We start from the raw sequence: 25,540 nt of genomic DNA, 5'->3' as shown, positions 1-25,540 counted from the left end.
TTGGCTTAGGGATGCGTATTCTACACTTCCCGTTGTCGGCGTCAAGTGCTTATTTTAAGAAGTTTTCCAAGCGATGATTTGTTAACCACTGATGTGATAATCAATCAACACTGGAAGCCTGCTAAAGCGCTTACCACCTGAGTCTAATTCCGAAAAACTAAACTCTCTCACACTGCTGCAAGTCCCGTACTGCCTAGCGTTTGCTAAGAGCGATTGGCCTGCTGTGCCGTGTCAGTGGATGCGCATTATAGGGAGTTCTCGGATGGGCGCAAGGGCTTTTTATAAAAAAAAGATCGCATGCCGATCTTTTAGGCAAATACGATCTTTTTCGTTTATTTAGTCAGCAGATATCGCGATTAAGGGGCTTTAGTGCTCTCTTTATCAATGAAGCTATTAATAAGATCGACAGCTTTGGCATCATCCCAATCTACAAAGGTTCTGACGAAGGCCACCAGCTCGCCCTCTTTGTTAAGAATAAATGTCGCAGGAATGGTATCGAGCGGAAAAACCTGTCCAAGCTTTTGCTTAGGATCGTAGTAGGTTTCAAAGTTCTCCATTCCTAAAGACTTTAAAAATGGCTCAACCTTGTCTTTGCCATCCAGATCGATAGAGACTGGTAATACGGTAAACTGTTTAGGATCAAACTTTGCTTTAAAACGATCTAAAGCAGGTAACTCCCTCACACATGGCGGACACCATGTTGCCCACATGTTTACCATAACCACTTGACCACGATACTGGCTAAAGTCCATCGCCTTACCTGCCGCATCTTTAAATGGCACCGCATCTATTGGATAAGATTTAGGTAACACATTGATTAGATCAACACTGGACTGCACTTGGTTGCTATCTTTCTTCTGCATACCTGGGTACGCAGAAGCGGTATTAATGTGAGCAATGCTAGATAAAAGTAATGTGAGCACAAATGCGCTCACTAACTTAACATTCATTTGCCATCTCGCTTGAGTAGTTTATCTAACTCGGCTTGGTCTTCTGCAGATATATCTTGCTCGACTACATTTGAGATACGTTGTTTGCGAACAAATACAAAGCCAATCATCAGACCAATAAGCAGTAAGCCTATTGGACCTAACCACAATACGTAAGTCTTAGCTTCCATCTTAGGCTTATAAAGTACAAACTCACCATAACGGCTCGTCATAAACTCAATAATTTCAGCATCAGCCTTACCTGCATCGACCATTTGATAAACTTCCAAGCGCAGATCTTGTGCAACTGGCGAGTTTGAATCGATTAAGTTTTGGTTTTGACATTGAGGGCAACGCAATGAGTGCGCTAAGTCGAGCGCACGTTTTTGGTTATCGACGCTTTTGAATTCATAAGTATCGACTGGCGTCGCAACCGCTGACGTCATCAACGCAACAGATAATAGCAACGCACTCACCACAGCAAAAATAGCTTTCATTATGATGCTCCCACAGCTTTAGCTTCGGCCTGTAGTTCTTGAATCATTGGGTAAAGTGTCTCTTTCCAAACTCTCATGTCAATTGGGCCAGCATAGCGAAAGCGAATAATGCCATTATGGTCAACTAAATAACTTTCTGGTGCACCATAAACACCCAAATCTAGGCCCAGACGTCCATCATGATCAAAAATGTTCTTAGTGTACGGATCGCCTTCACGGGTTAGCTCTCTCACTGCTAACGCACGCTCATCTCGATAATTAATCCCATAAATTGGCAAGATGTTCTGTCTAGCCAAGCGCATTAAGTAAGGGTGCTCGTATTTACATGATGGACACCAAGTTGCCCAAACATTTAATAACGACACTTGCCCTTTTAAACTTTCATTTGTAATTATTTCGTTCGAATCCTCTAGACGCTCTAACTGGAAAGCCGGGATCGGCTTTCCTTCTAGGGCAGAATCAAGTTGCTGTGGATTAAGGAATAACCCCTTATATAGGAATACCCCCATCACCAGAAACAATACTAACGGAATAAATAGTACTAGCCTTTTCTTCATACTTGCCCCAATTCAAGTTATGCCGTAGCTAAATCTTTCTCTTTAGCTTTTTCTTTAGATGCTTCTGTTTCTTTAACGCTGCGGTAGCGTTTATCCGATGCAGCAAAGAAACCACCGACCATCATAAAGATGCTACCGAACCATAACCAGCGAACAAATGGTTTATAGTTCAAGCGCACCGCAAATTCTGTGCGGCTGATTGGATCGCCCATAGTGATATAAAGGTCACGGAATACCCCCCAATCAATTCCAGCTTCAGTCATATCCATAGTGCGGACATTATACTGGCGACGATCCGGTCTTAAGAGTGTTACGAACTCACCATCTTTTGTGACTTCAACTTGACCTTGTTGCGCTGTGTAGTTTGGTCCAACAACATTTTTGGTTTCGATATAATGGAAGCTATAACCCGCTAACTCTTGGGTTACACCAGGCCCCATACGAACACTCTTTTCAATTGAGTAGTTCGACACCATCGTTGCACCTACCACAGATACAGCAATACCTAAATGAGCGATGATCATACCAAGTTGACTACGACCAAGGCGTGCGAGACTAATCCCATCTTTGCCGCTAATCATGTCATAGCCAGCGCGGAGCGTCGCTAACAGGATCCAAGTCGCTGTACCAATACCTAGTACAACCCAAATATTGAAGTTGCCATCAACAAGGAAAGGTGCAGCAACGCCGGCAATAGTCGCAACTACCGCAGGAATAACAAGCTTACTCTTAAGTTCGCCCGCTTTAGCGCGCTTCCAGCGAATATTTGGACCAATTCCCATAAAGACAAACAGAACAAGTACAATAGGTACAAATACTGCATTGAAATATGGAGGACCTACAGAGATTTTACCCATGTTCAGTGCGTCAATTAGTAGTGGGTAAAGTGTCCCTAACAGAACAGTACCACACGCTACAGTCAGCAAGATATTACCCACTAATAGCATCGTTTCTCTGGACATCAACTCGAAACGTGCTGGGCTCTTCATGTCACTGGCTCTAAACGCAAAGAGTGTGAGTGACCCACCAATCGCTAAACCTAGTAACAGTAGAATGAACATACCTCGACTTGGGTCGGCAGCAAAAGAGTGCACAGAGGTCAGTACGCCCGAACGAACGATAAAGGTACCGAGCAAACTGAGAGAAAATGCGAAAATAGACAGTAGAACAGTCCAGTTACGGAACGTCGCACGTTTCTCTGTCACAATGACAGAGTGAAGCAGTGCGGTACCGATCAACCAAGGCATGAATGATGCGTTCTCAACGGGATCCCAGAACCACCAACCGCCCCAACCTAATTCATAATATGCCCACCACGAACCAAGAGAGATACCACCAGTTAGGAATACCCAAGCGGCCAATGTCCACGGGCGGCTCCATCGAGCCCAAGCTGAATCCAAACGTCCGCCCATCAAGGCTGCAATAGCAAATGCAAAGCTAACAGAGAAGCCAACATAACCCAGATAAAGCATAGGTGGATGGAAAATAAGCCCGACATCCTGCAGCATTGGGTTGAGGTCTCGCCCTTCCAATGGGATAGGGAACAAGCGCTCAAATGGACTAGATGTAAGCACCATAAAGAGGGTGAATCCAATCGTGATCATTGCTAAAACGGCAAGAACACGGGCGGTAAAGACCTCTTCTAAGCCTTTGCTAAAGAAGGCAACTGCTGCCGCCCAGCAAGATAAAGAGAAAACCCAAAATAGCAGAGAGCCTTCATGTCCGCCCCACACTGCAGCAATTTTAAAGAATATTGGCAGTTGTGAATTAGAATGATGGGCGACATACGCCACCGAGAAATCATCTACGGCAAAGCTATAGCCTAAAACGATAACAGAGAGAAAAATAAAGAAAAACATGCCATAGCTCAAAGGCCAAGCATAGCGAACAAGGTATTGGTCTTTACGAGCCACACCTATCAAGGGAACGCTAGCTAATAAGAAGGCAAAAGCCAAACCTATTATTAACGAAAAGTGTCCTAATTCAGGGATCATGGGGTTTCCTCAGTCCTAATTATGCATCAATAAAAACAATCTCTAGTGATGCGCAAGCGTTTGTAATTCACACTGCTCAAGGTACAAATTTTGAGTCATTTTAGTATTTGCTATTGTATCTGTCTGCTTCTTTCGAACAATTATGGGTGACCTGTCTCATTCTTACGCTCGGGAGACAGATGTAACAATTGTTAAAACCGACTGATTTTATGCTCTGACCCTTGATTGAAACTTAAGTTTCAATCATTTTTCGAAAATAGAATCGAACTGTGAACCAGTGCAAAAGTATCATCTTTTAAGTCATCTATTCCCTTATATTACTGTTCAATGAATAATCTTTCCGTATAATCTTATTCCTAATCGCGCGGCATCCCCGCTTACTTTGTAACTAATGTGAAAAAGAAATAATGACCACTCTCTGGATTTTTATTGCGCTTTTTGTGTTAGTCAGCCTTGGGCTGATTTGGTTTCCTCACTTCCGTCAGCAGAAAATGCGGCAAACGGAACAAGCGGGTGTTCGTAAAGCAACGAACCTCGATTTGTTTAACAATCGATTAGCTACATTAGAAAAAGAACTCGAAGATGAACTTCTCGATCAAGGCGAGTTTGACGCTCTTAAGAGAGAACTCGAGATCAGTTTGCTACAAGACATGAAGCAAGGCGAAGATGAATCTCTAGTTAATCAAGTTAAACCGAAAGGCTTGTTGTGGCCAGTATTAATGTCTGTGGCGATACTTGGAGTCTCAGGATACTTCTATAGTAGCTTAGGTGCCTATGCCAATTTAGATCAAGCTGTTCCTGATAATCCACACGCAGGGATGGATGCCAGCCAAATAATGGCACAGCGCATTCAGATGATGGAATCGCAGCTAAAAGCCGAACCAGAAAACAGTCAGCTTCTATTTAGCCTAGGTCACACCTATATTAGCGCCAATCGTTATGATGAAGCAGTAAAAGCGTTCGACAAGGCGATGGTTTTAGTCGGTACCCATGCAGAACTACTCGGCCCCAAAGCCACTGCGCTTTACTACAAAGCCGATCAACGTATGACACCACAGATTCAAGCAATTGTTGATCAGTCTTTGGCGCTGGACCCAGAAGATCCATCGACACTATTGTTAGTCGGTATGGACGCATTCTTCTCTGCCGATTATCAAAAGTCGATTCAGGCATGGCAGACTATCCTAGATAGCGACCGCAGCGATGTAGATCGCAGTGCTATCATTAACGCGATTGAAAGTGCCAAGATGAGAATGCAAGCTGAAACAGGTGAGATGCCAAACGACAGCACTCATCAGCAAGCCAAAGCAACTAAAACAGTGACCATCGACGTATCGATTTCTCCAGAACTACAAGCACAAGTGAGTAGTACGGATATGCTATTTATCTTTGCTCGTAGCACTGAAGGACCTAAAATTCCTTTAGCGGCAACGAAGATCTCAGCAAAGTCACTACCTACATCAATCACTTTGGACGATAGCACTGGTATGGGTGGCGATATCAAACTTAGTGATGCAAACAATGTTGAGATTATCGCTGTATTGTCTAAACACGGATCAGTTAAAGCGCAACCAGGTGATATTCAGGGTCGCCTAGAGACAATGGCTGTGGGCTCAAGCGCACAACTGGTGTTAGACACACAAGTTCAGTAGATAACTAGCCATTAAAAAAGCCGACTTCAGTGTCGGCTTTTTTGTGCAGAGGGTTTATACACATGAACGCTAGTGATAAAAAAACCGGCCATAAGCCGGTTTTTTTACTCACTAAGATTACTTCGACATGAACTCGATAGCATTCTTGTAATCTTCGTCAGTACAATCTGTACACATACCACCTGGTGGCATCGCGTTTAGACCACCTTTAACACTACCAATTAATGCGTCCATACCTTTGGCTAAGCGTGGCTCCCATGCAGCAACGTCATGAGATTTTGGTGCACCAGCAACACCCATACTGTGGCATACTTGGCATGCCTTGTTATATACAGCTTCACCTTCTTGCGCAAATACGTTTGCAGACAAGGTCAATGCAGCCACTGCTGACAATGCTAACAGTTTTTTCATGTTCAACGTTCCTAATGCAAATATTAACAAAGCTCAATGCCACCCTGACTTTATCGCGGGTAGACTTATGTTTAGCTGCTCTAGAATACATCAATCTTCGATAAATCTCACCTTTTTGTGATTAATATCAGAATTCCCAAGTGCAATATGCACTAGGCATCTCAATTTACTGTTACATTAGCAAAAGTTGAAAAAGTTCAATGCGGCATGGTAAAAGGTTTCACTTTTTGGAAGCATATCAAATTGCTGACACTAAAAAGTAACCAGGACTAAACCCCAATTAGGGATTATGTTAATATCGTTTGTGTTGATACATGGCTTGAGATAGAGGGTTCAGTGGTAGAAGAAAAAACAGCAACAACACTGGTATCGGCTGACAATTTGACCTGCATTCGCGAGGAGCGAATTTTATTCGACGAGTTAAGCTTTCATATTCAGGCAGGTGAAATAGTACAAATCGAAGGACCTAACGGTTCGGGAAAGACCAGCCTGTTACGGATACTCGCAGGCTTGTCACGTCCTTATGCTGGTGAAGCCCGCTACAAAGGTGAAGACATTAACCGCTGCCGTGATGAATACAACGACGACCTACTCTACCTCGGCCATCTTGCCGGTGTTAAAAGTGAGTTAACCGCTGAAGAAAATCTTAACTTCAATTTAAGAATTAGCGGGTATGATGACTTTGATAGCACTGCGATCCTAAACAAAGTTAACCTTTCTGGCTTTGAAGAGGCTTTGGCAGGCCACCTTTCAGCAGGACAACATAGACGAACAGCCCTAGCGCGTTTATGGCATACCAATTGTAAAGTATGGCTGCTAGACGAACCATTTACGGCTATCGATAAAAAAGGCGTTGAAGAGTTGGAGCAACTATTTCTACAGCATGCCCAAAACGGCGGCTGTGTCATCATGACCACTCACCAAGACATGAGTATCATAGGTGATGACATCTTGCGTAAAATCCGTCTCGACTATCGCTTTATATAAGGTGCTGTAAATGAATAAAGGCATTAGTTTTACTCAAGCATTCTTCACCCTACTAAAGCGTGATCTGCAAATTGCCATTAGACACAAAGGGGATATATTTAATCCTCTACTATTTTTTATCTTAGTGGTGACACTTTTCCCACTAGGCATTGGACCCGAACCACAGGTTTTATCCCGTGTGGCCCCTGGTATTATTTGGGTCGCAGCACTGCTAGCATCAATGCTGTCATTGGAACGATTATTTAAAGCCGACTTTGTTGATGGCAGTCTTGAACAAATGTTGCTGAGCCCGCAGCCTCTTTCGCTAATGGTGTTAGCAAAAGTGCTAGCACATTGGATCTTGACTGGGGTGCCACTAATATTGGTCGCACCACTTTTAGCAGTTTTGCTCCACCTCGATGACAACAGCTATGGTGCATTGATGGCAACGTTAGCATTAGGGACTCCGGTGTTAAGCTTACTAGGAGCTATTGGTGTCGCCTTAACCGTAGGCCTCCGTAAAGGGGGAGTATTATTAAGTTTACTTATTTTACCCTTATATATACCTGTGCTGATTTTTGCCACCAGTGCAATTGATGCAGCAGGGTTGAATTTACCCTACAGCGGCCATCTCGCCATTATTGGTGCTATGTTGGTCGGTTCGTTAATCTTAGCGCCTTTTGCTATTGGCGCTTCTCTAAGAGTGAGTACTAACTAAAATGTGGAAATGGCTACATTCTTATGCAGACCCAGAACGTGCATATAAACTCGCTGGCACATTGCTGCCATGGTTTTCAGCACTAGCAATCGGATTTATTGGCGTCGGTTCAATTTGGGGGCTATTATTTGCTCCAGTCGACTATCAACAAGGCGACAGTTATAGAATCATCTTTATACATGTACCTGCGGCTTCCATGTCTATGTCAGCTTATATGGCGATGGCAACATCCGCATTTATCGGACTCGTCTGGCAAATAAAATCAGCAGACTGGGCCGCAGCCGCTATTGCTCCTATTGGTGCGGTCGTGACTTTCATTGCGCTTATCACTGGCGCGACATGGGGTAAACCAATGTGGGGCACTTGGTGGGTATGGGATGCACGCCTGACTTCTGAGTTGGTGCTGTTATTCCTGTATCTAGGCGTCATTTCACTCTATGCCTCGTTTGAAGATAAAGTGTTAGCCGCTCGCGCTGCAGGCATTCTCGCCATCGTCGGGGTGATTAACATTCCAATCATCAAGTATTCAGTTGAATGGTGGAATTCGCTTCATCAGCCAGCGACCATTAAGATTACAGAAAAATCTTCAATGGCCATGGAAATGCTGATGCCGTTACTTATTAACATCCTTGGGTTCGGCCTGATGATTGGTGCTATCACATTAGTGCGCTTCAGAGCAGAAATTCTTGCGCGTAACGGAATGCGTCCTTGGGTTAGGGAACTCGCGACAGCTGAAGGGGTCAAATAATGCAGTTCGATTCATTAGCAGATTTTTTTAATATGGGTGGCTATGCTTTTTATGTATGGCTCGCTTATGGAGTTACATTCTTTTCACTTGGAACACTCGTTATCGTCAGTCTTCGTCAAAAACGTAAGATATTGACTGAGATTGCAAAGAAAATCCAACGTGAAGAACGCTTAAAAGCCAACCGGAGTAATTAACAGTGAACGCTAGACGTAAAAAAAGACTCGCACTCGCTACCGCACTTATCGGTGGTGTAGCCGCCATTGCATCGCTATTATTATATGCGTTGAATTCAAACCTTAACCTGTTTTATACGCCGACTGAAATTGTTCAAGGTAAAAAAGATACTGGTGTTAAACCTGAAGTAGGCCAACGTATCCGTGTTGGTGGTATGGTTACCGTCGGTTCAATGCTCCGCGATCCAAACAGCCTTCATGTCGAGTTTGCAGTACATGACTCGCTCGGCGGTGAAATCATTGTGACTTACGATGATCTGCTCCCAGATCTATTCCGTGAAGGTCAAGGTATTGTCGCCCAAGGTGTGCTGATTGAAAATGGTAAATTGGAGGCGACTGAAGTACTGGCTAAGCACGACGAAAACTATATGCCACCAGAAGTTGCCGAAGCAATGGGTCAGACCCATGACAAACTCGAATACAACGACGATCAGAAATCAAAATATTAATCGTTAACAATTTCATCTAAGGCCTCTATTGAGGCCTTTTTTATGCGCCTTTACTAGGGATGAACTATAACTATATAAAATGATCTGTCGGGTCTAATCAGTGAATATAGTATTAACAGCCCTTATCACTATGCTGAGCTTTACTGCTACAGCAAACTCCATCACCATTGTTCACAGTTACCATGCCGAGTACCCATGGGTTGAGGCCTATACGAAAGGTCTTACTGACCATTTTTCAACAGCAACAGATGTTACCCATTACTATTTAGACACTAAAAGACTCCCAATCGAGACTCTGCCACAAAGAGCAAATGAAACGTGGAGGGCGATTCAAAGTCAAACACCCAACCTGATAGTACTGGCTGATGATAATGCCATCAGCAGCCTTAGTGAGCGGCTCAGCAACACAAAAATACCCGTGGTATTTCTTGGGCTAAATGCTAACCCACGAGAATATGGATTACACAATTTCAACAATTTCACCGGAGTACTGGAACGTCCACTCTTTAAAAGGAACGTACTAATGTTCGACGGTATCCTCCCCCAAGCTAACAATAGTAAAATACTAGTTATGTTCGATAACAGTCCCACATCTAGGGCTGCAATACGACAGATCTCAGCCACATCCAATACAACCCGATTAGGGCATATACAGGTCGACTTTCAGCAGATAACGACTTTTGCGGAGTGGAGAAGTTCAATAAGGCAGGCAAAGCGGAGCGGCTACCGAGCGATCTTCATCGGCTTGTATCACACATTAAGAGATTCAAAGGAGGCGCTTGTGCCGCCAAATGAAATCATGTCCTGGACAGCAGCTAATGCACAACTGCCTCACTTTGGCTTCTGGGACTTTAGCGTTGGCCACAATGCAAATATTGGCGGCTATGTCTTAGACGGGTACCTACATGGTGAGTTGGCCGCGGAACTTATCAATCAAATAGCAGCCGGGCGACAACCGGACCAGATACACTATGTGAGCGACCGCAAAGGACGTTTTCTCTTTAGTAAATCAGGGCTAGCTAAGTGGAATCTTACTTTATCAGATAACCTAGTAAAAAAGAGCAACTATATCCCTTAAGCCAACAGAGTCCACATGGGAACAAATCCAATACCCGCACTAGAGAGGTTAGCGTTAAAGTGTTCCAAATAACGAAAAATTTAAGCTATACCAGCTATGTTAAGGGTACTTATTTGCTAAATGATGTAAACGGCAGCACCGCCGATCGATTACGGCTTATGAAAGAGCCGTGACCGCAATCACAAGCATGCCAGTTAATACTGAAGGTAATAAAAATAAGTTAAACAAATTACAGACATAAAAAAGCCGGGCTATTGCCCGGCTTTTTAACAATGAATCCCAGTGTTACTCAGCAGCTTCTTCAACAGCTTCAGCAGCTTCTGGACGACCTACTAGTTCAATATACGCCATAGGCGCTTTATCACCAGTACGTAGACCGCACTTAAGGATACGGGTATATCCACCAGGACGTTCCTGGTAGCGTGGACCCAATTCATTAAATAACTTACCAACGACTTCAGCGTCGCGAGTACGAGCAAACGCCAAACGACGATTTGCAACGCTATCACTCTTAGCAAGTGTTATTAGAGGTTCAACTACGCGACGCAGTTCTTTCGCTTTAGCTACAGTAGTCTTGATCACTTCGTGACGGACTAAAGAGCTTGCCATGTTACGAAACATAGCTTGGCGATGACTGCTGTTACGGTTTAGTTGACGACCACTCTTACGATGGCGCATGACCTAATCCTTATTACCTAAATCTGTACAAACTAGGACTTTATAGGTCGTCTGCTAAACTAGCTGGAGGCCAGTTTTCGAGACGCATACCTAATGAAAGTCCGCGAGAAGCTAACACATCCTTAATTTCGGTAAGAGATTTCTTACCCAAGTTAGGTGTTTTAAGTAGCTCAACCTCAGTACGCTGTACCAGATCTCCGATGTAATGAATCGCTTCGGCTTTCAAACAGTTAGCCGAACGTACAGTTAGCTCTAGATCGTCGACAGGACGCAACAGAATCGGGTCGAACTCTGGCTTCTCTTCTTTCTGCTCTGGCTCAGTGACATCACGAAGTTCAACAAACGCATCTAGCTGTTCAGCCAAAATTGTTGCAGAACGACGAATTGCTTCCTCAGGATCAATAGTACCGTTTGTGGTCATATCGATAACGAGTTTGTCTAAGTCAGTACGCTGTTCAACACGTGCTGCTTCAACATTGTAAGCAATACGCGCGACAGGTGAGAAAGATGAATCCACTAACAAGCGACCAATTGGTCGATCGTCGTCTTCGGTTTGTGCTCTAGCAGAAGCTGGAACATAACCACGACCACGTTCAACACGGATGCGCATGCTGATATCATTATTACCGGTCAAATGACAGATAACATGATCAGGATTCATAATAGTAACATCACCATCGTGCGTGATATCTGCTGCGGTAACAGGGCCTGCGCCTGACTTGCTTAAAGTAAGCATAGCCTCGTCTTTACCCTCGACAACCACTGCTAACCCTTTCAGGTTAAGCAAGATCTCTAGGATATCCTCTTGTACGCCTTCCTTGCTGCTGTATTCGTGCAGTACACCATCAATCTCGACTTCGGTAACCGCGCAGCCGGGCATAGACGACAATAGGATACGACGCAACGCGTTACCTAAAGTGTGACCAAAACCACGCTCAAGTGGTTCTAGTGTAACCTTGGCACGTGTTGGGTTAACCTGCTCGATATCAACGAGACGCGGTTTAAGAAATTCTGTAACAGAACCCTGCATTGTGTCCTCTCTTGTTTATTAGCTTTACTTAGAGTAAAGCTCGACGATCAGCTGTTCGTTAATTTCCGCAGACAAGTCGCTACGCTCTGGTAGACGCTTGAAAGCACCTTCCATCTTAGCACCATCTACTTCAACCCATGTTGGCTTTTCGCGCTGAGACGCAACTTCTAAAGCAGCTTTAATACGAGCTTGCTTTTGAGACTTCTCACGAACGCTAATTACATCATTCGCAGACACTTTGAACGATGGAATATTAACAACGCGGCCGTTGACCATAATAGACTTATGGCTAACTAGCTGACGTGCTTCAGCACGTGTTGCACCAAAACCCATACGATAAACGACGTTATCTAAACGAGTTTCTAGAAGAGTAAGTAGGTTTTCACCAGTGTTACCTTTTAGACGTGCAGCGTCTTTGTAGTAGTTACGGAACTGCTTTTCTAGCACACCATAAGTACGACGAACTTTTTGTTTTTCGCGTAACTGAACGCCATACTCAGACAAACGTGCTTTACGAGCGCCGTGTTGTCCAGGTGCAGCTTCAAGCTTACACTTCGAATCAATTGCTCTCACACCGCTTTTTAAGAAAAGGTCTGTACCTTCTCGGCGGCTGAGCTTGAGCTTTGGACCCAAGTATCTTGCCATGTTCTTTCTCCAACTATCCTATTAAAAACGAGCGATTAAACGCGACGTTTCTTAGGAGGACGACAACCATTATGAGGGATCGGCGTCACATCGGTAATGTTGGTTATTTTATAACCAACCGCGTTCAGCGCTCGAATAGCTGATTCACGACCTGGACCTGGACCCTTCACAAAAACTTCAAGGTTTTTAACACCGTAGTCCTGAGCAGCAACACCTGCGCGCTCAGCAGCAACCTGTGCAGCAAACGGGGTAGATTTACGTGAACCACGGAAACCTGAACCACCAGAAGTTGCCCAAGATAGTGCATTACCTTGACGATCTGTAATGGTAATAATTGTGTTGTTGAAAGATGCATGGATATGAGCCATGCCATCAGCAACCTGTTTACGTACGCGCTTGCGCGTTGAACGTGACGGAACTTTAGCCATATTGGTTTACCTTCCCGTTACTTTCTAATTGGCTTACGTGGACCTTTACGCGTACGCGCATTGGTCTTAGTACGTTGCCCACGAAGGGGCAGGCTACGACGGTGGCGAAGACCACGATAACAACCAAGGTCCATTAGACGCTTGATGTTCATGGATACTTCACGACGTAAGTCACCTTCTACAATGTATTTAGCAACTTCTTCGCGTAGTGTGTCTATTTGAGCTTCGCTCAATTCCTTGATCTTAGCATCTTCAGCAATTGAAGTAGCCGCGCAGATTTTTTGTGCGCGAGTAAGTCCAATACCATAGATAGCAGTCAATGCAATGACTGTATGCTTTTGATCAGGAATGTTAATGCCAGCGATACGGGCCACTATGCACTCCTCATAAGTTAAAGGCCATCTGTGAAAAGCCCGGTAGGATACTCGACAGATGACAATTTTGCAAATAATATTTTGACCAGCTCAATTATTGAGCTGGTCAAAAGTTTTTTAGCCTTGACGCTGTTTGTGTTTTGGTTCAACACAGATAACGCGTACAACGCCGCTACGCTTTACGATCTTGCAGTTACGGCAGATCTTCTTCACGGAAGCTCGAACTTTCATTTCATCACTCCGTAAAGCTACTTAGCGTCCAAAGCGATCTAAATTCGCTTTGTTAACTAGGTTAGCTTTCTTCATCACAGACTCATACTGATGTGACATCATATGGGTCTGAACCTGAGCCATGAAGTCCATGATCACGACTACCATAATTAGTAGTGAGGTACCGCCAAAATAGAACTGTACCTTCCACGCGATTAACATGAACTCCGGAATTAAACAGATAAAAGTAATGTATAATGCGCCAGCTAATGTTAGGCGAGTCATTACTTTATCTATATAACGCGAAGTCTGTTCTCCAGGACGGATCCCGGGAATAAACGCACCACTCTTCTTCAAGTTATCAGCTGTTTCACGTGGGTTAAACACCAACGCTGTATAGAAGAAACAGAAGAAAATGATTGCTGTTGCATACAACAATGAGTAAAGCGGCTGACCTGGTGATACTGCAAGTGAAAAATCACTTAACCAAGATAACCCTTCATTTTGTCCAAACCACTGAGCCAGTGTACCTGGGAACAAAATGATGCTTGACGCAAAGATTGGTGGAATCACACCAGCCATATTAACCTTAAGTGGTAAATGAGTACTTTGCGCAGCGAACACCTTACGGCCCTGCTGACGCTTAGCATAGTTAACAACGATACGACGTTGTCCACGCTCAACAAACACAACAAAATAGGTTACAGCAAATACAATTACCGCAATCAACAATAATACTAGTACGTTCAAGTCGCCTTGACGCGCCTGCTCAGCCGTTTGGCCGATAGCAGATGGTAGACCAGCAACAATACCTGCGAAAATCAATATCGAGATACCGTTACCAATGCCTCTCTCAGTAATCTGCTCACCTAGCCACATTAGGAACATTGTTCCTGTAACTAAGCTCACAACAGCAACAAAGTAGAAACCAAAGCCGAGATTTACTACTAAACCTGGGACTAAGTTTGGTAACCCTGTTGCAATACCAATTGCTTGGAATGTACCCAAGACCAGAGTGCCGTATCGTGTATATTGACTGATCTTCTTACGCCCAGATTCGCCTTCCTTTTTAAGTTCGGCTAATGCTGGGTGCACGACAGTCAATAGTTGCATGATAATCGATGCCGAAATATACGGCATGATACCTAATGCAAAGATAGAAGCACGCTCAAGGGCGCCACCAGAGAACATGTTAAACATGCCTAAGATGGTACCCTTCTGCTGATTAAACAGCTCTGCTAATACAGCTGCGTCAATACCAGGAATTGGCACGAACGAACCGGCTCTAAAGACGATAATCGCACCAATCACGAACAGGAGGCGAGTCTTCAGTTCAGAAAATCCACCTTTCGCGCTTTTTAAATCAAGTCCTGGTTTTGCCATCGACGTATTATTCCTCGATCTTTCCGCCGGCAGCTTCAATAGCTGCACGAGCACCTTTGGTTACCTTAAGACCTTTAACGGTCACAGGGCGTTCAATGGTACCTGAAAGAACGACTTTAGCAAACTGTATGTTGCGAGTAACGAGATTCGCATCTTTCAGTGCATTCAAGTCGACAACATCACCGTTAACTTTAGCTAGTTCGCTGATACGAACTTCGGCAGATACCAACGCTTTACGCGAAGTAAAACCGAATTTCGGCAAACGAATCTTAAGTGGCATTTGACCACCTTCGAAACCGACGCGAACGCCGCCGCCTGAACGAGATTTCTGACCTTTGTGACCGCGACCACAAGTTTTACCTAAGCCAGAACCGATACCGCGACCTACACGCTTAGCTGCTGATTTAGCACCTGCAGCAGGTGATAGAGTATTTAGACGCATCTTATACTTCCTCCACCGAAACCATGTAGTAAACCTTGTTAATCATACCGCGAATTGAAGGAGTATCTTCAACTTCAACAGTGTGATTAATACGGCGTAGACCTAGACCAGTCAATGTTGCACGATGCTTTGGCAAACGTCCAATTGAGCTTTTAGTCTGTGTCACTTTTAAAGTTTTAGTAGCCATGGTGCTTAACCTCGAATTTCATCAACATTCAGGCCACGCTTAGCTGCGATTTGTGCTGGTGACTTCATGTGCACCAACGCATCGACAGTTGCGCGAACGATGTTGATCGGGTTAGTAGAACCGTATGCTTTCGACAGAACGTTATGAACGCCTGCTACTTCCAATACGGCACGCATAGCACCACCGGCGATAATACCGGTACCTTCAGAGGCTGGCTGCATGTAAACACGCGAACCAGTATGACGGCCCTTAACAGGGTGGTGCAAAGTACCATTTACAAGTTCTACAGAAACAATGTTACGGCGAGCCTTTTCCATTGCTTTCTGAATTGCTGCAGGTACTTCACGCGCTTTACCATAGCCATAGCCGACTTTACCGTTACCATCACCCACTACAGTTAGTGCAGTGAAGCTAAAGATACGTCCGCCTTTAACTACTTTAGAAACACGATTTACTGCAACCAATTTCTCTTGCAGATCATCTTTTTGTTGTTGAGCTTCAAATTTAGCCATTTTTAATCATTCCTTAGAACTGTAGGCCAGCTTCACGAGCTGCGTCTGCTAATGCAGCAACGCGTCCGTGATACTTAAAGCCGGAACGATCGAATGCAACTACAGTTACGCCTTTTTCGATAGCACGCTCTGCAACGGTTTTACCCACTACTTTTGCTGCATCAACGTTACCTGTGTATTTAAGCTGCTCTGATACCGCTTTCTCAGCAGTAGAAGCTGCCGCCACAACTTGCGCGTTGGCATCAATAACCTGTGCGTACGTGTGACGTGGTGTACGATGTACAACCAGACGGTTAACGCCCAGCTCTTGGATCTTCTTACGGGCGCGAGTAGCGCGGCGTAAGCGAGATGTTTTCTTATCCATATCGCGTTACCTACTTCTTCTTAGCCTCTTTACGGCGTACTTGCTCATCAGCATAACGAACACCCTTACCTTTATAAGGCTCTGGTGGACGATAGCCGCGAATCTCTGCAGCAACCTGGCCAATTAACTGCTTATCAGTACCCTTAAGTACGATTTCAGTTTGGCTTGGGCATTCTGCAGTCACGCCGTCTGGAAGCTGGTGAACTAAAGGATGTGAGAAACCTAGAGTCAAATCGATGCCTTTACCAGCGATTTTCGCACGGTAACCAACACCAACTAGAGTAAGTTTTCTTTCGAAACCTTCATTAACACCAACAACCATGTTGTTGATTAGAGCTCGAGCAGTACCAGCTTGTGCAGCGGTTTTCACGCCTTCAACTGGTGCACACTTAACTTCGTTGTTTTCTACAACAACAGAAACATCAGCGTTAATTACTCGAGTCAAACTACCTTTAGAACCTTTTACGGTGATAGTTTGTTCGTTTAAAGTCACTTCTACGCCTGCAGGGATAGCGACTGGTGCTTTTGCGACACGAGACATTGCTAGCTCCTTATGCTACGTAGCAGATAACTTCCCCACCCATGCCATTTTGGCGGGCAGTACGATCAGTCATCAAACCTTTAGAAGTGGACACGATTGCGACACCCAGTCCGCCCATAACCTTTGGAAGTTCGTTTTTACCTTTGTAAATACGAAGACCAGGACGGCTAACGCGCTGGATAGTCTCAACGACTGGTTGGCCTTGGAAATACTTTAACGTAATTTCAAGTGCCGGTTTAGCTTCGCCTACTACAGCGTAATCAGAGATATAACCTTCTTCTTTAAGCGTTTGCGCAATGGCAACTTTTAGCTTATTAGAAGGCATAGATACTGTTACGTGTTTAGCAGCTTGGCCGTTACGAATGCGAGTTAACATATCCGCAATTGGATCTTGCATGCTCATATTAGCTTACTCCGTGACAAGTATTACCAGCTGGCCTTACGCAGGCCAGGAACTTCACCACGCATGGTAGCTTCACGCAATTTAATACGGCTAAGGCCGAATTTGCGTAGGAAACCATGTGGGCGACCAGTTTGACTACAACGATTACGCTGACGCGCAGAACTTGAGTCACGTGGTAGACCTTGCAGCTTAAGAACTGCATCCCAACGATCTTCTTCAGAAGTAGTTGGACTGCTAATGATAGCCTTAAGAGCTAGACGCTGTTCAGCATACTTAGCCACGAGCTTGGCACGTTTTGCTTCACGTGCTTTCATTGAACTTTTTGCCATTTCGCTACCCTTATTTCTTGAATGGGAAGTTAAAGGCGTCTAGTAAAGCACGGCCTTCTTCGTCATTCTTCGCAGTAGTAGTGATAACAATATCCATACCACGGATTTTATCGATTTTATCGTACTCGATTTCCGGGAAGATGATTTGCTCACGTACACCCATTGCGTAGTTACCACGTCCGTCGAACGACTTAGCGCTCAAACCTCGGAAGTCACGAATACGCGGGATTGCGATATCAACTAAACGCTCAAGGAACTCCCACATGCGTTCGCCACGCAGAGTTACCTTACAGCCGATCGGGTAGCCATCACGGATTTTAAAACCAGCAACTGATTTACGAGCAACAGTTACAACTGGTTTTTGACCAGCGATAGCAGTCATGTCACGAAGCGCATGCTCCATAACTTTCTTATCTGCTACAGCTTCGCCAACACCCATGTTAAGGGTGATTTTATCAATCCGAGGGACTTGCATGACACTGGTATAACCGAACTTTTTAGCAAGTTCCGCGATAACAGTCTCTTTATATTTATCATGCAGTTTCGCCATCGTTTACTCCAATTACTTAATGAGTTCACTGTTCGACTTAAAGAAACGGACTTTTTTGCCGTCTTCAAATCGGAAACCAACGCGATCAGCTTTGCCAGTGGCAGAGTTGAAAATCGCTACATTTGATGCTTGTATCGCTGCTTCTTTCTCAACAATACCACCAGTCACACCCATTTGAGGGTTAGGCTTCTGGTGCTTCTTGATAAGATTGATGCCTTCTACAATTAATTTACCAGTTGGCAAAACTCGAGAAACCTTACCGCGTTTACCCTTGTCTTTACCTGCTAGTACAATTACTTCGTCTTCACGACGGATTTTAGCTGCCATTTTGAAGCTCCTTACAGTACTTCTGGTGCCAGTGAAACAATTTTCATAAATTGTTCGGTACGCAATTCACGCGTCACTGGTCCAAAGATACGAGTACCAATCGGTGCAAGGTTTGCATTAAGCAAAACCGCTGCGTTCCGATCGAAGCGAATGACAGAACCGTCTGGACGACGCACGCCTTTCTTAGTACGGACTACCACCGCGTTATACACGTCACCTTTCTTCGCTTTACCGCGAGGAATTGCTTCTTTTACAGAAACCTTGATGACGTCGCCGATACCGGCATAACGACGATGAGAGCCACCCAAGACCTTAATACACTGAACTCTACGAGCGCCACTGTTACAGGCGACTTCTAGAGTCGATTGCATTTGGATCATTTTAAGTGCTCCGCTATCGTTACTTCACAAATCCCACAATTGGGGCATATTTTAACCACTTTTGACAATATTATTGTCCAAAATGGCGCGCAAGTATAACACCCAAAAATAGGAATAGATAGTACTAAAAATAAAAACGGCCCCCAGAAAGGAGCCGTTTCGCTAAATACCTAATTAAGTTAGGCTTTTGTTACTACTTCAACCAGAGTCCAAGACTTAGTCTTAGATAGCGGACGGCATTCGCGAATAGTCACGACATCGCCAGCATTACACTGATTTGTTTCGTCATGTGCATGGATCTTAGTAGTACGCTTGATAAACTTCCCGTATAGAGGATGCTTAACCTTACGTTCAATAGCAACAGTGATAGACTTGTCCATCTTGTCGCTAAGTACTCGACCTTGCAAAGTACGGATTTTATCAGTCATTATGCACCCGCCTTAGAAGTAATAATGGTCTTAACGCGCGCAATATTACGACGCACGATTTTAAGCTGATGAGTCTGAGTCAACTGACCAGTGGCGTGTTGCATACGCAGATTAAACTGCTCACGCAGCAGACCAAGCAGTTCAGCGTTCAATTCTTCAACGCTCTTCTGTGTTAGTTCGCTCGCTTTCATTACATCACCGTCTTAGTTACGAAGGTAGTCTTAATTGGAAGCTTGGCAGCAGCTAAAGTAAACGCTTCACGCGCTAAAGCTTCAGGTACACCATTCATCTCGTAAAGAACCTTACCAGGTTGAATCTGGCAAACCCAGTATTCTACGTTACCCTTACCTTTACCCATACGCACTTCAAGAGGCTTAGAGGTAATTGGCTTGTCAGGGAAAACGCGGATCCAGATTTGACCTTGACGTTTAATGTGACGTGTCATAGCACGACGCGCAGATTCGATTTGACGAGCAGTAAGACGACCACGTCCAACAGCTTTCAGACCGAACTCACCGAAGCTAACTTCAGTGCCGTTCGCAAGACCACGGTTGCGGCCTTTGAACATTTTGCGAAACTTCATTCGTTTTGGTTGCAGCATTGCCAGCTCTCCTATTTACCGCGAGGCTTACGCTTCGGCTGCTGTTTCGGCTCTTCATGCGCAGGAACAACGCCGTCTAGAACTTCACCTTTGAAGACCCAAACTTTAACGCCGATCACACCGTATTGAGTGTGACTTTCTGCAGTAGAATAGTCGATATCAGCACGCAGTGTATGTAGAGGTACACGACCTTCACGATACCACTCTGAACGCGCAATCTCAGCGCCGCCTAGACGGCCGCTCACTTCAACTTTAATACCCTTAGCACCAAGACGCATAGCGTTTTGAACAGCGCGCTTCATAGCACGACGGAACATAACACGACGCTCTAGCTGAGAAGCGATGCCTTCGGCAACAAGCTTAGCATCTAGCTCTGGCTTACGGATTTCAGCGATGTTGATTTGAGCTGGAATACCAGTCAACTTGGCAACTTGGTTGCGCAACTTTTCAACGTCTTCGCCTTTCTTACCAATCACAACGCCTGGACGGGCTGTGTGGATAGTCACGCGAACGCTTTTCGCTGGACGCTCGATAACAATCTTAGAAACTGATGCTTGCTTAAGCTTCTTTTCAAGAAACTTACGCACTTCCCAGTCGCTACTCAAGTTATTGGCATAATCTGATTTATCAGCGTACCAAGTCGAGATCCAAGGCTTAGTGATACCCAGACGGATACCATTAGGATGTACTTTCTGTCCCATTGCTAACTCCTAGCGATCTGATACAACCACAGTGATGTGGCTGGTACGCTTGATTATACGATCAGCACGGCCTTTAGCACGTGGCATGATACGCTTCATTGTTGGACCTTCGTCTACAAAGACTTTTCCAACTTTCAGCTCGTCAATGTCAGCACCTTCATTGTGCTCAGCATTAGCGATAGCAGAATCAAGTACTTTTTTAACGAGTACTGCAGCTTTCTTTGGGCTGAAAGTTAAAATTTCGAGAGCCTTAGCAACAGGCAGTCCACGGATTTGATCTGCAACCAAACGACACTTTTGAGGCGACGTACGGGCAAAACGATGTTTAGCTAAAACTTCCATCTTGGGTCTCCCGTATTAACGCTTCTTCGCTTTCTTATCAGCAGCATGGCCGCGATAAGTGCGAGTTGGTGAAAATTCACCAAGCTTGTGGCCGATCATTTCGTCAGTTACGAACACAGGTACGTGCTGACGACCATTATGGACAGCGATGGTCAACCCAATCATGTTAGGGATGATCATAGAGCGGCGAGACCAAGTCTTAATAGGCTTTTTGTCACCCGCTTCCATCGCTTTCTCTACCTTCTTCAGCAAGTGTAGGTCAATGAATGGACCTTTCTTGAGAGAACGTGGCATGGCGAATCCTCTTACTTTTTGTTACGACGACGTACAATGTACTTGTCGGTGCGTTTGTTACTACGAGTCTTATAACCCTTAGTTGGAACACCCCATGGAGAAACAGGATGACGACCACCAGAAGTACGGCCTTCACCACCACCATGTGGATGGTCTACTGGGTTCATTGCAACACCACGAACTGTAGGGCGTACGCCTCTCCAGCGTTTAGCACCTGCTTTACCTAACTGGCGTAGCATATGCTCGGCATTACCAACTTCACCCAAAGTCGCGCGGCAATCTACTGGTACTTTACGCATTTCGCCAGAGCGAAGACGTAGAGTAGCGTAGGCACCATCACGAGCTACAACTTGAACATAAGTACCTGCTGAACGAGCGATTTGAGCACCTTTACCAGGCTTCATTTCAACTGCGTGTACAACACTACCTACTGGGATGTTGCGTAATGGCAAAGCGTTACCCGCTTTGATTTCAGCATCGATACCAGACTGGATCTTATCACCAGCTTGCATGCCTTTAGCAGCAAGGATATAACGACGCTCACCATCAGCATACAAAACAAGTGCGATGTTTGCTGTGCGGTTTGGATCATATTCCAAACGCTCAACTTTTGCAGGAATACCGTCTTTGTTGCGCTTAAAGTCAACAATACGATAGTGCTGCTTGTGTCCACCACCTACGTGACGAACAGTGATACGACCAGTATTATTACGGCCACCACTTTTTGATTTTTTCGCCAACAGGCCAGCAAAAGGTTTACCCTTGTGCAGATCGCTGTTCACCACTTTAACTACGTGGCGACGACCAGCAGAGGTTGGCTTACACTTAATAACTGCCATGATAATTCTCCTTTGCTTACTCAGCGCCGACGAAATCGATATCAGCACCTGCAGCTAAAGTAACATAGGCTTTTTTCCAATCGCTACGACGGCCAGTACGGGCGCCAGTGCGTTTAGTTTTACCTTTGTTAACCAAAGTGCGAACTGAATCTACTTCAACTTCGAACAACTTAGCTACTGCAGCTTTTACTTCAGCTTTAGTCGCATCGATAGCTACACGGAAAACTACCGTGTTGTTATTTTCAGCGCAAACAGTACTCTTTTCAGAGATATGCGGCGCTAGAATAACTTTTAGCAAACGTTCTTCGCTTATCATCCCAGCATCTCCTCGATTTGCTTAATAGCATCGGCAGTAACTAGTACTTTGTTGAACGCGATAAGGCTAACTGGATCAATACCAGCAACATCACGTACGTCAACTTTGTATAGGTTGCGTGCAGCTAAGAACAAGTTCTCGTCAATTTCTGGAGTAACAATCAACACGTCTTCCAGCTTCATTTCTGCCAATTTAGCTTTTAGCTCTTTAGTTTTAGGAGCTTCAACACCAAATGACTCAACGACAACAAGGCGATCTTGACGTACTAACTCAGACAGAATGCTCTTAAGCGCTCCGCGGTACATCTTCTTGTTAACTTTTTGGCTGTGATCTTGTGTTTTAGCAGCGAAAGTTACGCCACCGCCACGCCAGATTGGGCCTTTTACTGTACCAGCACGTGCACGGCCAGTACCTTTTTGGCGCCATGGCTTTTTGCCAGAGCCAATTACTTCTGCGCGAGTCTTTTGAGCACGAGTGCCCTGACGCGCGTTCGCAGCATATGCTACAACTACCTGATGAACCAGTGCTTCATTAAAGTCACGGCCGAAGGTAGTTTCGGAAACTTCAAGAGCACTCTGTGCGTCTTTCAATACCAATTCCATTACTATCTCCTCAGACCTAAGCTTTAACGGCAGGCTTGATGATCAGGTCGCCATTAGTAGCGCCTGGAACTGCACCCTTAACCAATAGCAAGTTACGTTCAACATCTACACGTACAACGTCTAGATTTTGAGTAGTAACACGCTCGGCACCCATGTGGCCTGACATTTTCTTACCTTTGAAAACGCGACCAGGTGTTTGGTTTTGACCGATAGAACCGTTAGCTCTATGTGCCAATGAGTTACCATGTGTTGCATCTTGGGTACGGAAATTCCAACGCTTAATACCGCCTTGGAAACCTTTACCTTTTGATTGACCAGTAACATCAACTTTCGCTACGTCAGCGAAGATATCAACATTAAGCTCAGCACCAACTTCAATGCCTTCGCCTTCACCGTCAGCCAAACGAACTTCCCACAAACCACGACCGGCTTCTACGCCTGCCTTAGCAAAGTGACCAGCTTCTGGCTTAGTGATGCGATTAGCTTTTTTGGTACCAGTAGTAACTTGAAGTGCACGGTAACCGTCAGTTTCTAAAGTTTTCACTTGAGCAACGCGGTTAGCTGCAATTTCAATTACTGTTACAGGTATTGACGCACCATCTTCATTGAAGATGCGAGTCATACCTACTTTACGACCGATAAGACCGATAGCCATCTCTCAAACCTCTTCTAAGGATCTCAATTAACCTAAGCTAATTTGAACGTCAACACCTGCCGCAAGATCAAGACGCATAAGTGCATCTACAGTCTTCTCAGTCGGCTCTACGATGTCAACAAGACGCTTATGAGTACGAAGTTCGTACTGATCACGCGCATCTTTATTAACGTGTGGAGAGATCAAAACGGTATAACGCTCTTTGCGCGTTGGTAGTGGAATTGGACCACGTACCTGGGCGCCTGTGCGCTTAGCAGTTTCAACGATTTCCGCAGTAGACTGATCGATCAGACGATGATCAAATCCTTTTAAGCGGATACGGATTCTTTGGTTCTGCATTGACCAGAGCTCCTAAAATGGACACATAAAAAATCACCCTCTAGCTTCTTCCTTACTGGAAAAGCAGAGCGAGATGATTTAACCGTTCGACTCCAAATCGGAGTCGCTGTATTATTTTACGTCGGCTTCTAGAACCGACAATCTTTCGCCTAATGGTTAAGGCGAGGGGCTATTATACTGATCTAAAGTCAGAGATCAACCCCATTGAATGAATTAGCATCACTTAGTCCGCTATCCATCAAAGTGGTGAGCATTATACTCATTGAGATCAGAAAAGCCAGTGTTTGTCGTTAGTCAAATTTTAGGCAATAAAAAAGGCAGCCTAAGCTGCCCTTTCTAGTGTCAGTAAGACTCGTTGCGATTAAGCTACGATCTCAGCTACAACACCAGCACCAACTGTACGGCCACCTTCACGGATTGCGAAGCGTAAACCTTCGTCCATCGCGATTGGGCAGATTAGTGTTACAGTCATTGCTACGTTGTCACCAGGCATTACCATCTCTACGCCTTCTGGCAATTCGATAGTACCGGTTACGTCAGTTGTACGGAAGTAGAACTGTGGACGGTAGCCTTTGAAGAATGGAGTGTGACGTCCGCCTTCTTCTTTAGACAGAACATAGATTTCTGACTTGAAAGTTGTGTGTGGAGTGATTGAACCAGGCTTAGCCAATACTTGACCACGCTCAACTTCGTCACGCTTAGTACCACGTAGTAGTACACCACAGTTCTCACCTGCACGACCTTCGTCAAGCAGTTTACGGAACATTTCAACACCAGTACAAGTAGTCTTAGTTGTATCTTTGATACCAACGATTTCTACTTCTTCACCTACTTTGATGATACCGCGCTCTACACGACCAGTAACAACAGTACCACGACCAGCGATTGAGAATACATCTTCGATTGGAAGAATGAATGCACCATCGATAGCACGCTCTGGCTCAGGAATATAAGTGTCTAGTGCTTCAGCTAGTTCAATGATCTTAGCTTCCCACTCTGGCTCGCCTTCAAGGGCTTTAAGCGCAGAACCTTGGATAACTGGTAGGTCATCACCTGGGAAGTCATATTCGCTAAGAAGTTCACGAACTTCCATTTCTACTAGCTCTAGAAGCTCTTCGTCATCAACCATGTCACACTTGTTCATGAATACGATGATGAATGGTACACCAACCTGACGTGAAAGCAGGATGTGCTCACGAGTTTGTGGCATTGGACCATCTGTAGAAGCAACTACTAGGATTGCGCCGTCCATCTGTGCAGCACCAGTGATCATGTTTTTAACATAATCCGCGTGACCTGGGCAGTCTACGTGTGCGTAGTGACGTGATGGAGTGTCATATTCGATGTGAGAAGTATTAATTGTAATACCGCGCTCACGCTCTTCTGGAGCGTTATCGATCTGTGCGAA

Annotated in this window: 41 protein-coding genes; 7 read left to right on the top strand and 34 right to left on the bottom strand. The window is 44.9% G+C overall.

The window, feature by feature from the left end; genetic code table 11:
- Positions 1–356: 356 nt before the first annotated feature.
- From BEL05_RS08085 to BEL05_RS08070, 4 genes are read right to left on the bottom strand one after another with little or no spacing between them, the layout of a single operon-like run.
- Positions 357–950 carry a TlpA disulfide reductase family protein gene (locus BEL05_RS08085; protein WP_069670840.1) on the bottom strand — a complete coding sequence of 198 codons (594 nt, stop codon included), beginning with the start codon at positions 948–950 and terminating at the stop codon, positions 357–359.
- Positions 947–1,426 (bottom strand): heme lyase NrfEFG subunit NrfF, encoded by a 480-nt coding sequence (gene nrfF / locus BEL05_RS08080; RefSeq protein ID WP_028764652.1) that lies wholly within the window; start codon positions 1,424–1,426, stop codon positions 947–949. Before nrfF ends, BEL05_RS08085 begins: the two co-directional genes overlap by 4 nt.
- Complete coding sequence (locus tag BEL05_RS08075) at positions 1,426–1,983, bottom strand: DsbE family thiol:disulfide interchange protein (protein ID WP_028764653.1); 558 nt, start codon at positions 1,981–1,983, stop codon at positions 1,426–1,428. The genes nrfF and BEL05_RS08075 overlap by 1 nt, the downstream gene beginning before the upstream one ends.
- Positions 1,984–2,000: 17 nt before the next feature.
- Entirely contained in the window at positions 2,001–3,977 is a 1,977-nt protein-coding gene (locus BEL05_RS08070; RefSeq protein WP_028764654.1) for a heme lyase CcmF/NrfE family subunit, read from the bottom strand.
- A gap of 407 nt (positions 3,978–4,384) precedes the next feature.
- Between BEL05_RS08070 and ccmI the strand changes: the two genes are divergently transcribed.
- Complete coding sequence (gene ccmI, locus BEL05_RS08065; RefSeq protein ID WP_069670839.1) at positions 4,385–5,629, top strand: c-type cytochrome biogenesis protein CcmI; 1,245 nt, start codon at positions 4,385–4,387, stop codon at positions 5,627–5,629.
- A gap of 117 nt (positions 5,630–5,746) precedes the next feature.
- Here the strand turns inward: ccmI and BEL05_RS08060 are convergent, their stop codons facing one another.
- Positions 5,747–6,040 carry a c-type cytochrome gene (locus BEL05_RS08060; RefSeq protein WP_028764656.1) on the bottom strand — a complete coding sequence of 98 codons (294 nt, stop codon included), beginning with the start codon at positions 6,038–6,040 and terminating at the stop codon, positions 5,747–5,749.
- Positions 6,041–6,376: 336 nt separating this feature from the next.
- Between BEL05_RS08060 and ccmA the strand changes: the two genes are divergently transcribed.
- The 6 genes from ccmA to BEL05_RS08030 all read left to right on the top strand — a co-directional run bounded on the left by ccmA (position 6,377) and on the right by BEL05_RS08030 (position 10,232).
- Positions 6,377–7,027, top strand: coding sequence for a cytochrome c biogenesis heme-transporting ATPase CcmA (gene ccmA, locus BEL05_RS08055; protein WP_028764657.1), 651 nt, complete (start codon positions 6,377–6,379; stop codon positions 7,025–7,027).
- 10 nt (positions 7,028–7,037) lie between these two features.
- The gene (ccmB, locus tag BEL05_RS08050) at positions 7,038–7,724 is read left to right on the top strand and encodes a heme exporter protein CcmB (protein WP_028764658.1); all 687 of its coding nucleotides are present in this window, start codon (positions 7,038–7,040) and stop codon (positions 7,722–7,724) included.
- 1 nt (position 7,725) lies between these two features.
- Positions 7,726–8,472: a heme ABC transporter permease gene (locus BEL05_RS08045; protein WP_028764659.1), complete on the top strand. Its 747-nt coding sequence runs from the start codon at positions 7,726–7,728 to the stop codon at positions 8,470–8,472.
- On the top strand, positions 8,472–8,666 hold the full coding sequence (gene ccmD / locus BEL05_RS08040) for a heme exporter protein CcmD (protein ID WP_028764660.1): 195 nt from the start codon (positions 8,472–8,474) through the stop codon (positions 8,664–8,666). Before BEL05_RS08045 ends, ccmD begins: the two co-directional genes overlap by 1 nt.
- Before the next feature lie 2 nt (positions 8,667–8,668).
- Positions 8,669–9,154, top strand: a complete 486-nt coding sequence (gene ccmE / locus BEL05_RS08035; protein ID WP_028764661.1) for a cytochrome c maturation protein CcmE — start codon at positions 8,669–8,671, stop codon at positions 9,152–9,154.
- A 100-nt stretch (positions 9,155–9,254) separates the two neighbouring features.
- The gene (locus BEL05_RS08030; RefSeq protein ID WP_083250324.1) at positions 9,255–10,232 is read left to right on the top strand and encodes an ABC transporter substrate-binding protein; all 978 of its coding nucleotides are present in this window, start codon (positions 9,255–9,257) and stop codon (positions 10,230–10,232) included.
- A gap of 285 nt (positions 10,233–10,517) precedes the next feature.
- Here the strand turns inward: BEL05_RS08030 and rplQ are convergent, their stop codons facing one another.
- From rplQ to tuf, 29 genes are all read right to left on the bottom strand, one after another.
- A complete protein-coding gene (gene rplQ / locus BEL05_RS08025) occupies positions 10,518–10,910 on the bottom strand; it encodes a 50S ribosomal protein L17 (protein ID WP_011863991.1) in 393 nt (130 codons plus the stop codon).
- 40 nt (positions 10,911–10,950) lie between these two features.
- Positions 10,951–11,940 carry a DNA-directed RNA polymerase subunit alpha gene (locus tag BEL05_RS08020; RefSeq protein ID WP_028764663.1) on the bottom strand — a complete coding sequence of 330 codons (990 nt, stop codon included), beginning with the start codon at positions 11,938–11,940 and terminating at the stop codon, positions 10,951–10,953.
- A 24-nt stretch (positions 11,941–11,964) separates the two neighbouring features.
- Entirely contained in the window at positions 11,965–12,585 is a 621-nt protein-coding gene (rpsD, locus tag BEL05_RS08015) for a 30S ribosomal protein S4 (RefSeq protein WP_069670838.1), read from the bottom strand.
- A gap of 35 nt (positions 12,586–12,620) precedes the next feature.
- Positions 12,621–13,013, bottom strand: a complete 393-nt coding sequence (gene rpsK, locus BEL05_RS08010; protein ID WP_011863988.1) for a 30S ribosomal protein S11 — start codon at positions 13,011–13,013, stop codon at positions 12,621–12,623.
- A gap of 17 nt (positions 13,014–13,030) precedes the next feature.
- Entirely contained in the window at positions 13,031–13,387 is a 357-nt protein-coding gene (rpsM, locus tag BEL05_RS08005) for a 30S ribosomal protein S13 (RefSeq protein WP_028764665.1), read from the bottom strand.
- 117 nt (positions 13,388–13,504) lie between these two features.
- Positions 13,505–13,618, bottom strand: a complete 114-nt coding sequence (gene rpmJ, locus BEL05_RS20725) for a 50S ribosomal protein L36 (RefSeq protein WP_006083579.1) — start codon at positions 13,616–13,618, stop codon at positions 13,505–13,507.
- Positions 13,619–13,639: 21 nt separating this feature from the next.
- Positions 13,640–14,980, bottom strand: a complete 1,341-nt coding sequence (secY, locus tag BEL05_RS08000) for a preprotein translocase subunit SecY (RefSeq protein WP_028764666.1) — start codon at positions 14,978–14,980, stop codon at positions 13,640–13,642.
- 7 nt (positions 14,981–14,987) lie between these two features.
- Entirely contained in the window at positions 14,988–15,422 is a 435-nt protein-coding gene (rplO, locus tag BEL05_RS07995; protein ID WP_028764667.1) for a 50S ribosomal protein L15, read from the bottom strand.
- Between the two features lies 1 nt (position 15,423).
- Positions 15,424–15,609 (bottom strand): 50S ribosomal protein L30, encoded by a 186-nt coding sequence (rpmD, locus tag BEL05_RS07990; RefSeq protein ID WP_028764668.1) that lies wholly within the window; start codon positions 15,607–15,609, stop codon positions 15,424–15,426.
- Positions 15,610–15,614: 5 nt separating this feature from the next.
- Complete coding sequence (gene rpsE, locus BEL05_RS07985) at positions 15,615–16,121, bottom strand: 30S ribosomal protein S5 (protein ID WP_028764669.1); 507 nt, start codon at positions 16,119–16,121, stop codon at positions 15,615–15,617.
- A 13-nt stretch (positions 16,122–16,134) separates the two neighbouring features.
- Positions 16,135–16,485, bottom strand: coding sequence for a 50S ribosomal protein L18 (gene rplR / locus BEL05_RS07980; protein WP_028764670.1), 351 nt, complete (start codon positions 16,483–16,485; stop codon positions 16,135–16,137).
- Between the two features lie 10 nt (positions 16,486–16,495).
- Positions 16,496–17,026, bottom strand: coding sequence for a 50S ribosomal protein L6 (gene rplF / locus BEL05_RS07975; protein ID WP_028764671.1), 531 nt, complete (start codon positions 17,024–17,026; stop codon positions 16,496–16,498).
- Positions 17,027–17,036: 10 nt separating this feature from the next.
- Positions 17,037–17,429: a 30S ribosomal protein S8 gene (rpsH, locus tag BEL05_RS07970; RefSeq protein WP_028764672.1), complete on the bottom strand. Its 393-nt coding sequence runs from the start codon at positions 17,427–17,429 to the stop codon at positions 17,037–17,039.
- Between the two features lie 23 nt (positions 17,430–17,452).
- Positions 17,453–17,758 carry a 30S ribosomal protein S14 gene (rpsN, locus tag BEL05_RS07965; protein ID WP_028764673.1) on the bottom strand — a complete coding sequence of 102 codons (306 nt, stop codon included), beginning with the start codon at positions 17,756–17,758 and terminating at the stop codon, positions 17,453–17,455.
- A 10-nt stretch (positions 17,759–17,768) separates the two neighbouring features.
- Positions 17,769–18,308, bottom strand: coding sequence for a 50S ribosomal protein L5 (gene rplE, locus BEL05_RS07960; protein WP_028764674.1), 540 nt, complete (start codon positions 18,306–18,308; stop codon positions 17,769–17,771).
- 12 nt (positions 18,309–18,320) lie between these two features.
- Positions 18,321–18,635 carry a 50S ribosomal protein L24 gene (gene rplX, locus BEL05_RS07955; RefSeq protein WP_028764675.1) on the bottom strand — a complete coding sequence of 105 codons (315 nt, stop codon included), beginning with the start codon at positions 18,633–18,635 and terminating at the stop codon, positions 18,321–18,323.
- Positions 18,636–18,646: 11 nt separating this feature from the next.
- Complete coding sequence (rplN, locus tag BEL05_RS07950; RefSeq protein WP_011863976.1) at positions 18,647–19,015, bottom strand: 50S ribosomal protein L14; 369 nt, start codon at positions 19,013–19,015, stop codon at positions 18,647–18,649.
- Positions 19,016–19,194: 179 nt separating this feature from the next.
- Complete coding sequence (gene rpsQ, locus BEL05_RS07945; protein WP_028764676.1) at positions 19,195–19,443, bottom strand: 30S ribosomal protein S17; 249 nt, start codon at positions 19,441–19,443, stop codon at positions 19,195–19,197.
- On the bottom strand, positions 19,443–19,634 hold the full coding sequence (rpmC, locus tag BEL05_RS07940; protein ID WP_011863974.1) for a 50S ribosomal protein L29: 192 nt from the start codon (positions 19,632–19,634) through the stop codon (positions 19,443–19,445). Before rpmC ends, rpsQ begins: the two co-directional genes overlap by 1 nt.
- The gene (rplP, locus tag BEL05_RS07935; RefSeq protein ID WP_028764677.1) at positions 19,634–20,044 is read right to left on the bottom strand and encodes a 50S ribosomal protein L16; all 411 of its coding nucleotides are present in this window, start codon (positions 20,042–20,044) and stop codon (positions 19,634–19,636) included. Before rplP ends, rpmC begins: the two co-directional genes overlap by 1 nt.
- Before the next feature lie 11 nt (positions 20,045–20,055).
- Positions 20,056–20,745 carry a 30S ribosomal protein S3 gene (gene rpsC / locus BEL05_RS07930; RefSeq protein ID WP_028764678.1) on the bottom strand — a complete coding sequence of 230 codons (690 nt, stop codon included), beginning with the start codon at positions 20,743–20,745 and terminating at the stop codon, positions 20,056–20,058.
- 9 nt (positions 20,746–20,754) lie between these two features.
- The gene (gene rplV / locus BEL05_RS07925) at positions 20,755–21,087 is read right to left on the bottom strand and encodes a 50S ribosomal protein L22 (protein WP_011863971.1); all 333 of its coding nucleotides are present in this window, start codon (positions 21,085–21,087) and stop codon (positions 20,755–20,757) included.
- Between the two features lie 15 nt (positions 21,088–21,102).
- Positions 21,103–21,381 (bottom strand): 30S ribosomal protein S19, encoded by a 279-nt coding sequence (gene rpsS, locus BEL05_RS07920; RefSeq protein WP_006083596.1) that lies wholly within the window; start codon positions 21,379–21,381, stop codon positions 21,103–21,105.
- Positions 21,382–21,392: 11 nt separating this feature from the next.
- Entirely contained in the window at positions 21,393–22,220 is an 828-nt protein-coding gene (gene rplB, locus BEL05_RS07915; RefSeq protein ID WP_028764679.1) for a 50S ribosomal protein L2, read from the bottom strand.
- Between the two features lie 16 nt (positions 22,221–22,236).
- The gene (gene rplW, locus BEL05_RS07910) at positions 22,237–22,536 is read right to left on the bottom strand and encodes a 50S ribosomal protein L23 (protein WP_028764680.1); all 300 of its coding nucleotides are present in this window, start codon (positions 22,534–22,536) and stop codon (positions 22,237–22,239) included.
- Positions 22,533–23,138 carry a 50S ribosomal protein L4 gene (rplD, locus tag BEL05_RS07905; RefSeq protein WP_028764681.1) on the bottom strand — a complete coding sequence of 202 codons (606 nt, stop codon included), beginning with the start codon at positions 23,136–23,138 and terminating at the stop codon, positions 22,533–22,535. The genes rplW and rplD overlap by 4 nt, the downstream gene beginning before the upstream one ends.
- 16 nt (positions 23,139–23,154) lie before the next feature.
- Complete coding sequence (rplC, locus tag BEL05_RS07900; protein ID WP_028764682.1) at positions 23,155–23,793, bottom strand: 50S ribosomal protein L3; 639 nt, start codon at positions 23,791–23,793, stop codon at positions 23,155–23,157.
- 27 nt (positions 23,794–23,820) lie between these two features.
- A complete protein-coding gene (gene rpsJ / locus BEL05_RS07895) occupies positions 23,821–24,132 on the bottom strand; it encodes a 30S ribosomal protein S10 (protein ID WP_011070616.1) in 312 nt (103 codons plus the stop codon).
- 361 nt (positions 24,133–24,493) lie between these two features.
- Positions 24,494–25,540 (bottom strand): elongation factor Tu (tuf, locus tag BEL05_RS07890; RefSeq protein ID WP_069670834.1); only part of this gene is annotated, 1,047 nt, incomplete at its 5' end.

Origin of the sequence: Shewanella colwelliana (assembly GCF_001735525.1) — a bacterium.
Lineage (GTDB): Bacteria > Pseudomonadota > Gammaproteobacteria > Enterobacterales > Shewanellaceae > Shewanella > Shewanella colwelliana.
The sequence above is the reverse complement of the archived record's forward strand: the minus strand, read 5'-3'. Positions and strand labels throughout refer to the sequence as shown.

Coding starts and splice junctions, on each gene's coding strand:
- rpsJ (WP_011070616.1), bottom strand. CDS start 24,132: ATGCAGAACCAAAGAATCCGTATCCGCTTAAAAGGATTTGATCATCGT.
- rpmD (WP_028764668.1), bottom strand. CDS start 15,609: ATGGCTACTAAAACTTTAAAAGTGACACAGACTAAAAGCTCAATTGGA.
- rplW (WP_028764680.1), bottom strand. CDS start 22,536: ATGATAAGCGAAGAACGTTTGCTAAAAGTTATTCTAGCGCCGCATATC.
- rplN (WP_011863976.1), bottom strand. CDS start 19,015: ATGATCCAAATGCAATCGACTCTAGAAGTCGCCTGTAACAGTGGCGCT.
- BEL05_RS08060 (WP_028764656.1), bottom strand. CDS start 6,040: ATGAAAAAACTGTTAGCATTGTCAGCAGTGGCTGCATTGACCTTGTCT.
- rplR (WP_028764670.1), bottom strand. CDS start 16,485: ATGGATAAGAAAACATCTCGCTTACGCCGCGCTACTCGCGCCCGTAAG.
- rplV (WP_011863971.1), bottom strand. CDS start 21,087: ATGGAAGTTTTAGCTAAACATCGTTTTGCCCGTACGTCGCCTCAAAAG.
- rpmJ (WP_006083579.1), bottom strand. CDS start 13,618: ATGAAAGTTCGAGCTTCCGTGAAGAAGATCTGCCGTAACTGCAAGATC.
- rplQ (WP_011863991.1), bottom strand. CDS start 10,910: ATGCGCCATCGTAAGAGTGGTCGTCAACTAAACCGTAACAGCAGTCAT.
- rplP (WP_028764677.1), bottom strand. CDS start 20,044: ATGCTGCAACCAAAACGAATGAAGTTTCGCAAAATGTTCAAAGGCCGC.
- ccmI (WP_069670839.1), top strand. CDS start 4,385: ATGACCACTCTCTGGATTTTTATTGCGCTTTTTGTGTTAGTCAGCCTT.
- rpsS (WP_006083596.1), bottom strand. CDS start 21,381: ATGCCACGTTCTCTCAAGAAAGGTCCATTCATTGACCTACACTTGCTG.
- rpsH (WP_028764672.1), bottom strand. CDS start 17,429: ATGAGCATGCAAGATCCAATTGCGGATATGTTAACTCGCATTCGTAAC.
- rplX (WP_028764675.1), bottom strand. CDS start 18,635: ATGGCAGCTAAAATCCGTCGTGAAGACGAAGTAATTGTACTAGCAGGT.
- BEL05_RS08085 (WP_069670840.1), bottom strand. CDS start 950: ATGAATGTTAAGTTAGTGAGCGCATTTGTGCTCACATTACTTTTATCT.
- nrfF (WP_028764652.1), bottom strand. CDS start 1,426: ATGAAAGCTATTTTTGCTGTGGTGAGTGCGTTGCTATTATCTGTTGCG.
- rpsN (WP_028764673.1), bottom strand. CDS start 17,758: ATGGCAAAAAGTTCAATGAAAGCACGTGAAGCAAAACGTGCCAAGCTC.
- BEL05_RS08045 (WP_028764659.1), top strand. CDS start 7,726: ATGTGGAAATGGCTACATTCTTATGCAGACCCAGAACGTGCATATAAA.
- rplO (WP_028764667.1), bottom strand. CDS start 15,422: ATGCGTCTAAATACTCTATCACCTGCTGCAGGTGCTAAATCAGCAGCT.
- rpsE (WP_028764669.1), bottom strand. CDS start 16,121: ATGGCTAAATTTGAAGCTCAACAACAAAAAGATGATCTGCAAGAGAAA.
- ccmB (WP_028764658.1), top strand. CDS start 7,038: ATGAATAAAGGCATTAGTTTTACTCAAGCATTCTTCACCCTACTAAAG.
- rpmC (WP_011863974.1), bottom strand. CDS start 19,634: ATGAAAGCGAGCGAACTAACACAGAAGAGCGTTGAAGAATTGAACGCT.
- BEL05_RS08070 (WP_028764654.1), bottom strand. CDS start 3,977: ATGATCCCTGAATTAGGACACTTTTCGTTAATAATAGGTTTGGCTTTT.
- rplD (WP_028764681.1), bottom strand. CDS start 23,138: ATGGAATTGGTATTGAAAGACGCACAGAGTGCTCTTGAAGTTTCCGAA.
- rplC (WP_028764682.1), bottom strand. CDS start 23,793: ATGGCTATCGGTCTTATCGGTCGTAAAGTAGGTATGACTCGCATCTTC.
- rplF (WP_028764671.1), bottom strand. CDS start 17,026: ATGTCTCGTGTCGCAAAAGCACCAGTCGCTATCCCTGCAGGCGTAGAA.
- BEL05_RS08075 (WP_028764653.1), bottom strand. CDS start 1,983: ATGAAGAAAAGGCTAGTACTATTTATTCCGTTAGTATTGTTTCTGGTG.
- rpsK (WP_011863988.1), bottom strand. CDS start 13,013: ATGGCTAAAGTTCCGTCACGTTCAACGCGCAAGCGCGTACGTAAACAG.
- rplE (WP_028764674.1), bottom strand. CDS start 18,308: ATGGCGAAACTGCATGATAAATATAAAGAGACTGTTATCGCGGAACTT.
- BEL05_RS08020 (WP_028764663.1), bottom strand. CDS start 11,940: ATGCAGGGTTCTGTTACAGAATTTCTTAAACCGCGTCTCGTTGATATC.
- secY (WP_028764666.1), bottom strand. CDS start 14,980: ATGGCAAAACCAGGACTTGATTTAAAAAGCGCGAAAGGTGGATTTTCT.
- rplB (WP_028764679.1), bottom strand. CDS start 22,220: ATGGCAGTTATTAAGTGTAAGCCAACCTCTGCTGGTCGTCGCCACGTA.
- rpsD (WP_069670838.1), bottom strand. CDS start 12,585: ATGGCAAGATACTTGGGTCCAAAGCTCAAGCTCAGCCGCCGAGAAGGT.
- rpsQ (WP_028764676.1), bottom strand. CDS start 19,443: ATGACTGATAAAATCCGTACTTTGCAAGGTCGAGTACTTAGCGACAAG.
- rpsC (WP_028764678.1), bottom strand. CDS start 20,745: ATGGGACAGAAAGTACATCCTAATGGTATCCGTCTGGGTATCACTAAG.
- ccmD (WP_028764660.1), top strand. CDS start 8,472: ATGCAGTTCGATTCATTAGCAGATTTTTTTAATATGGGTGGCTATGCT.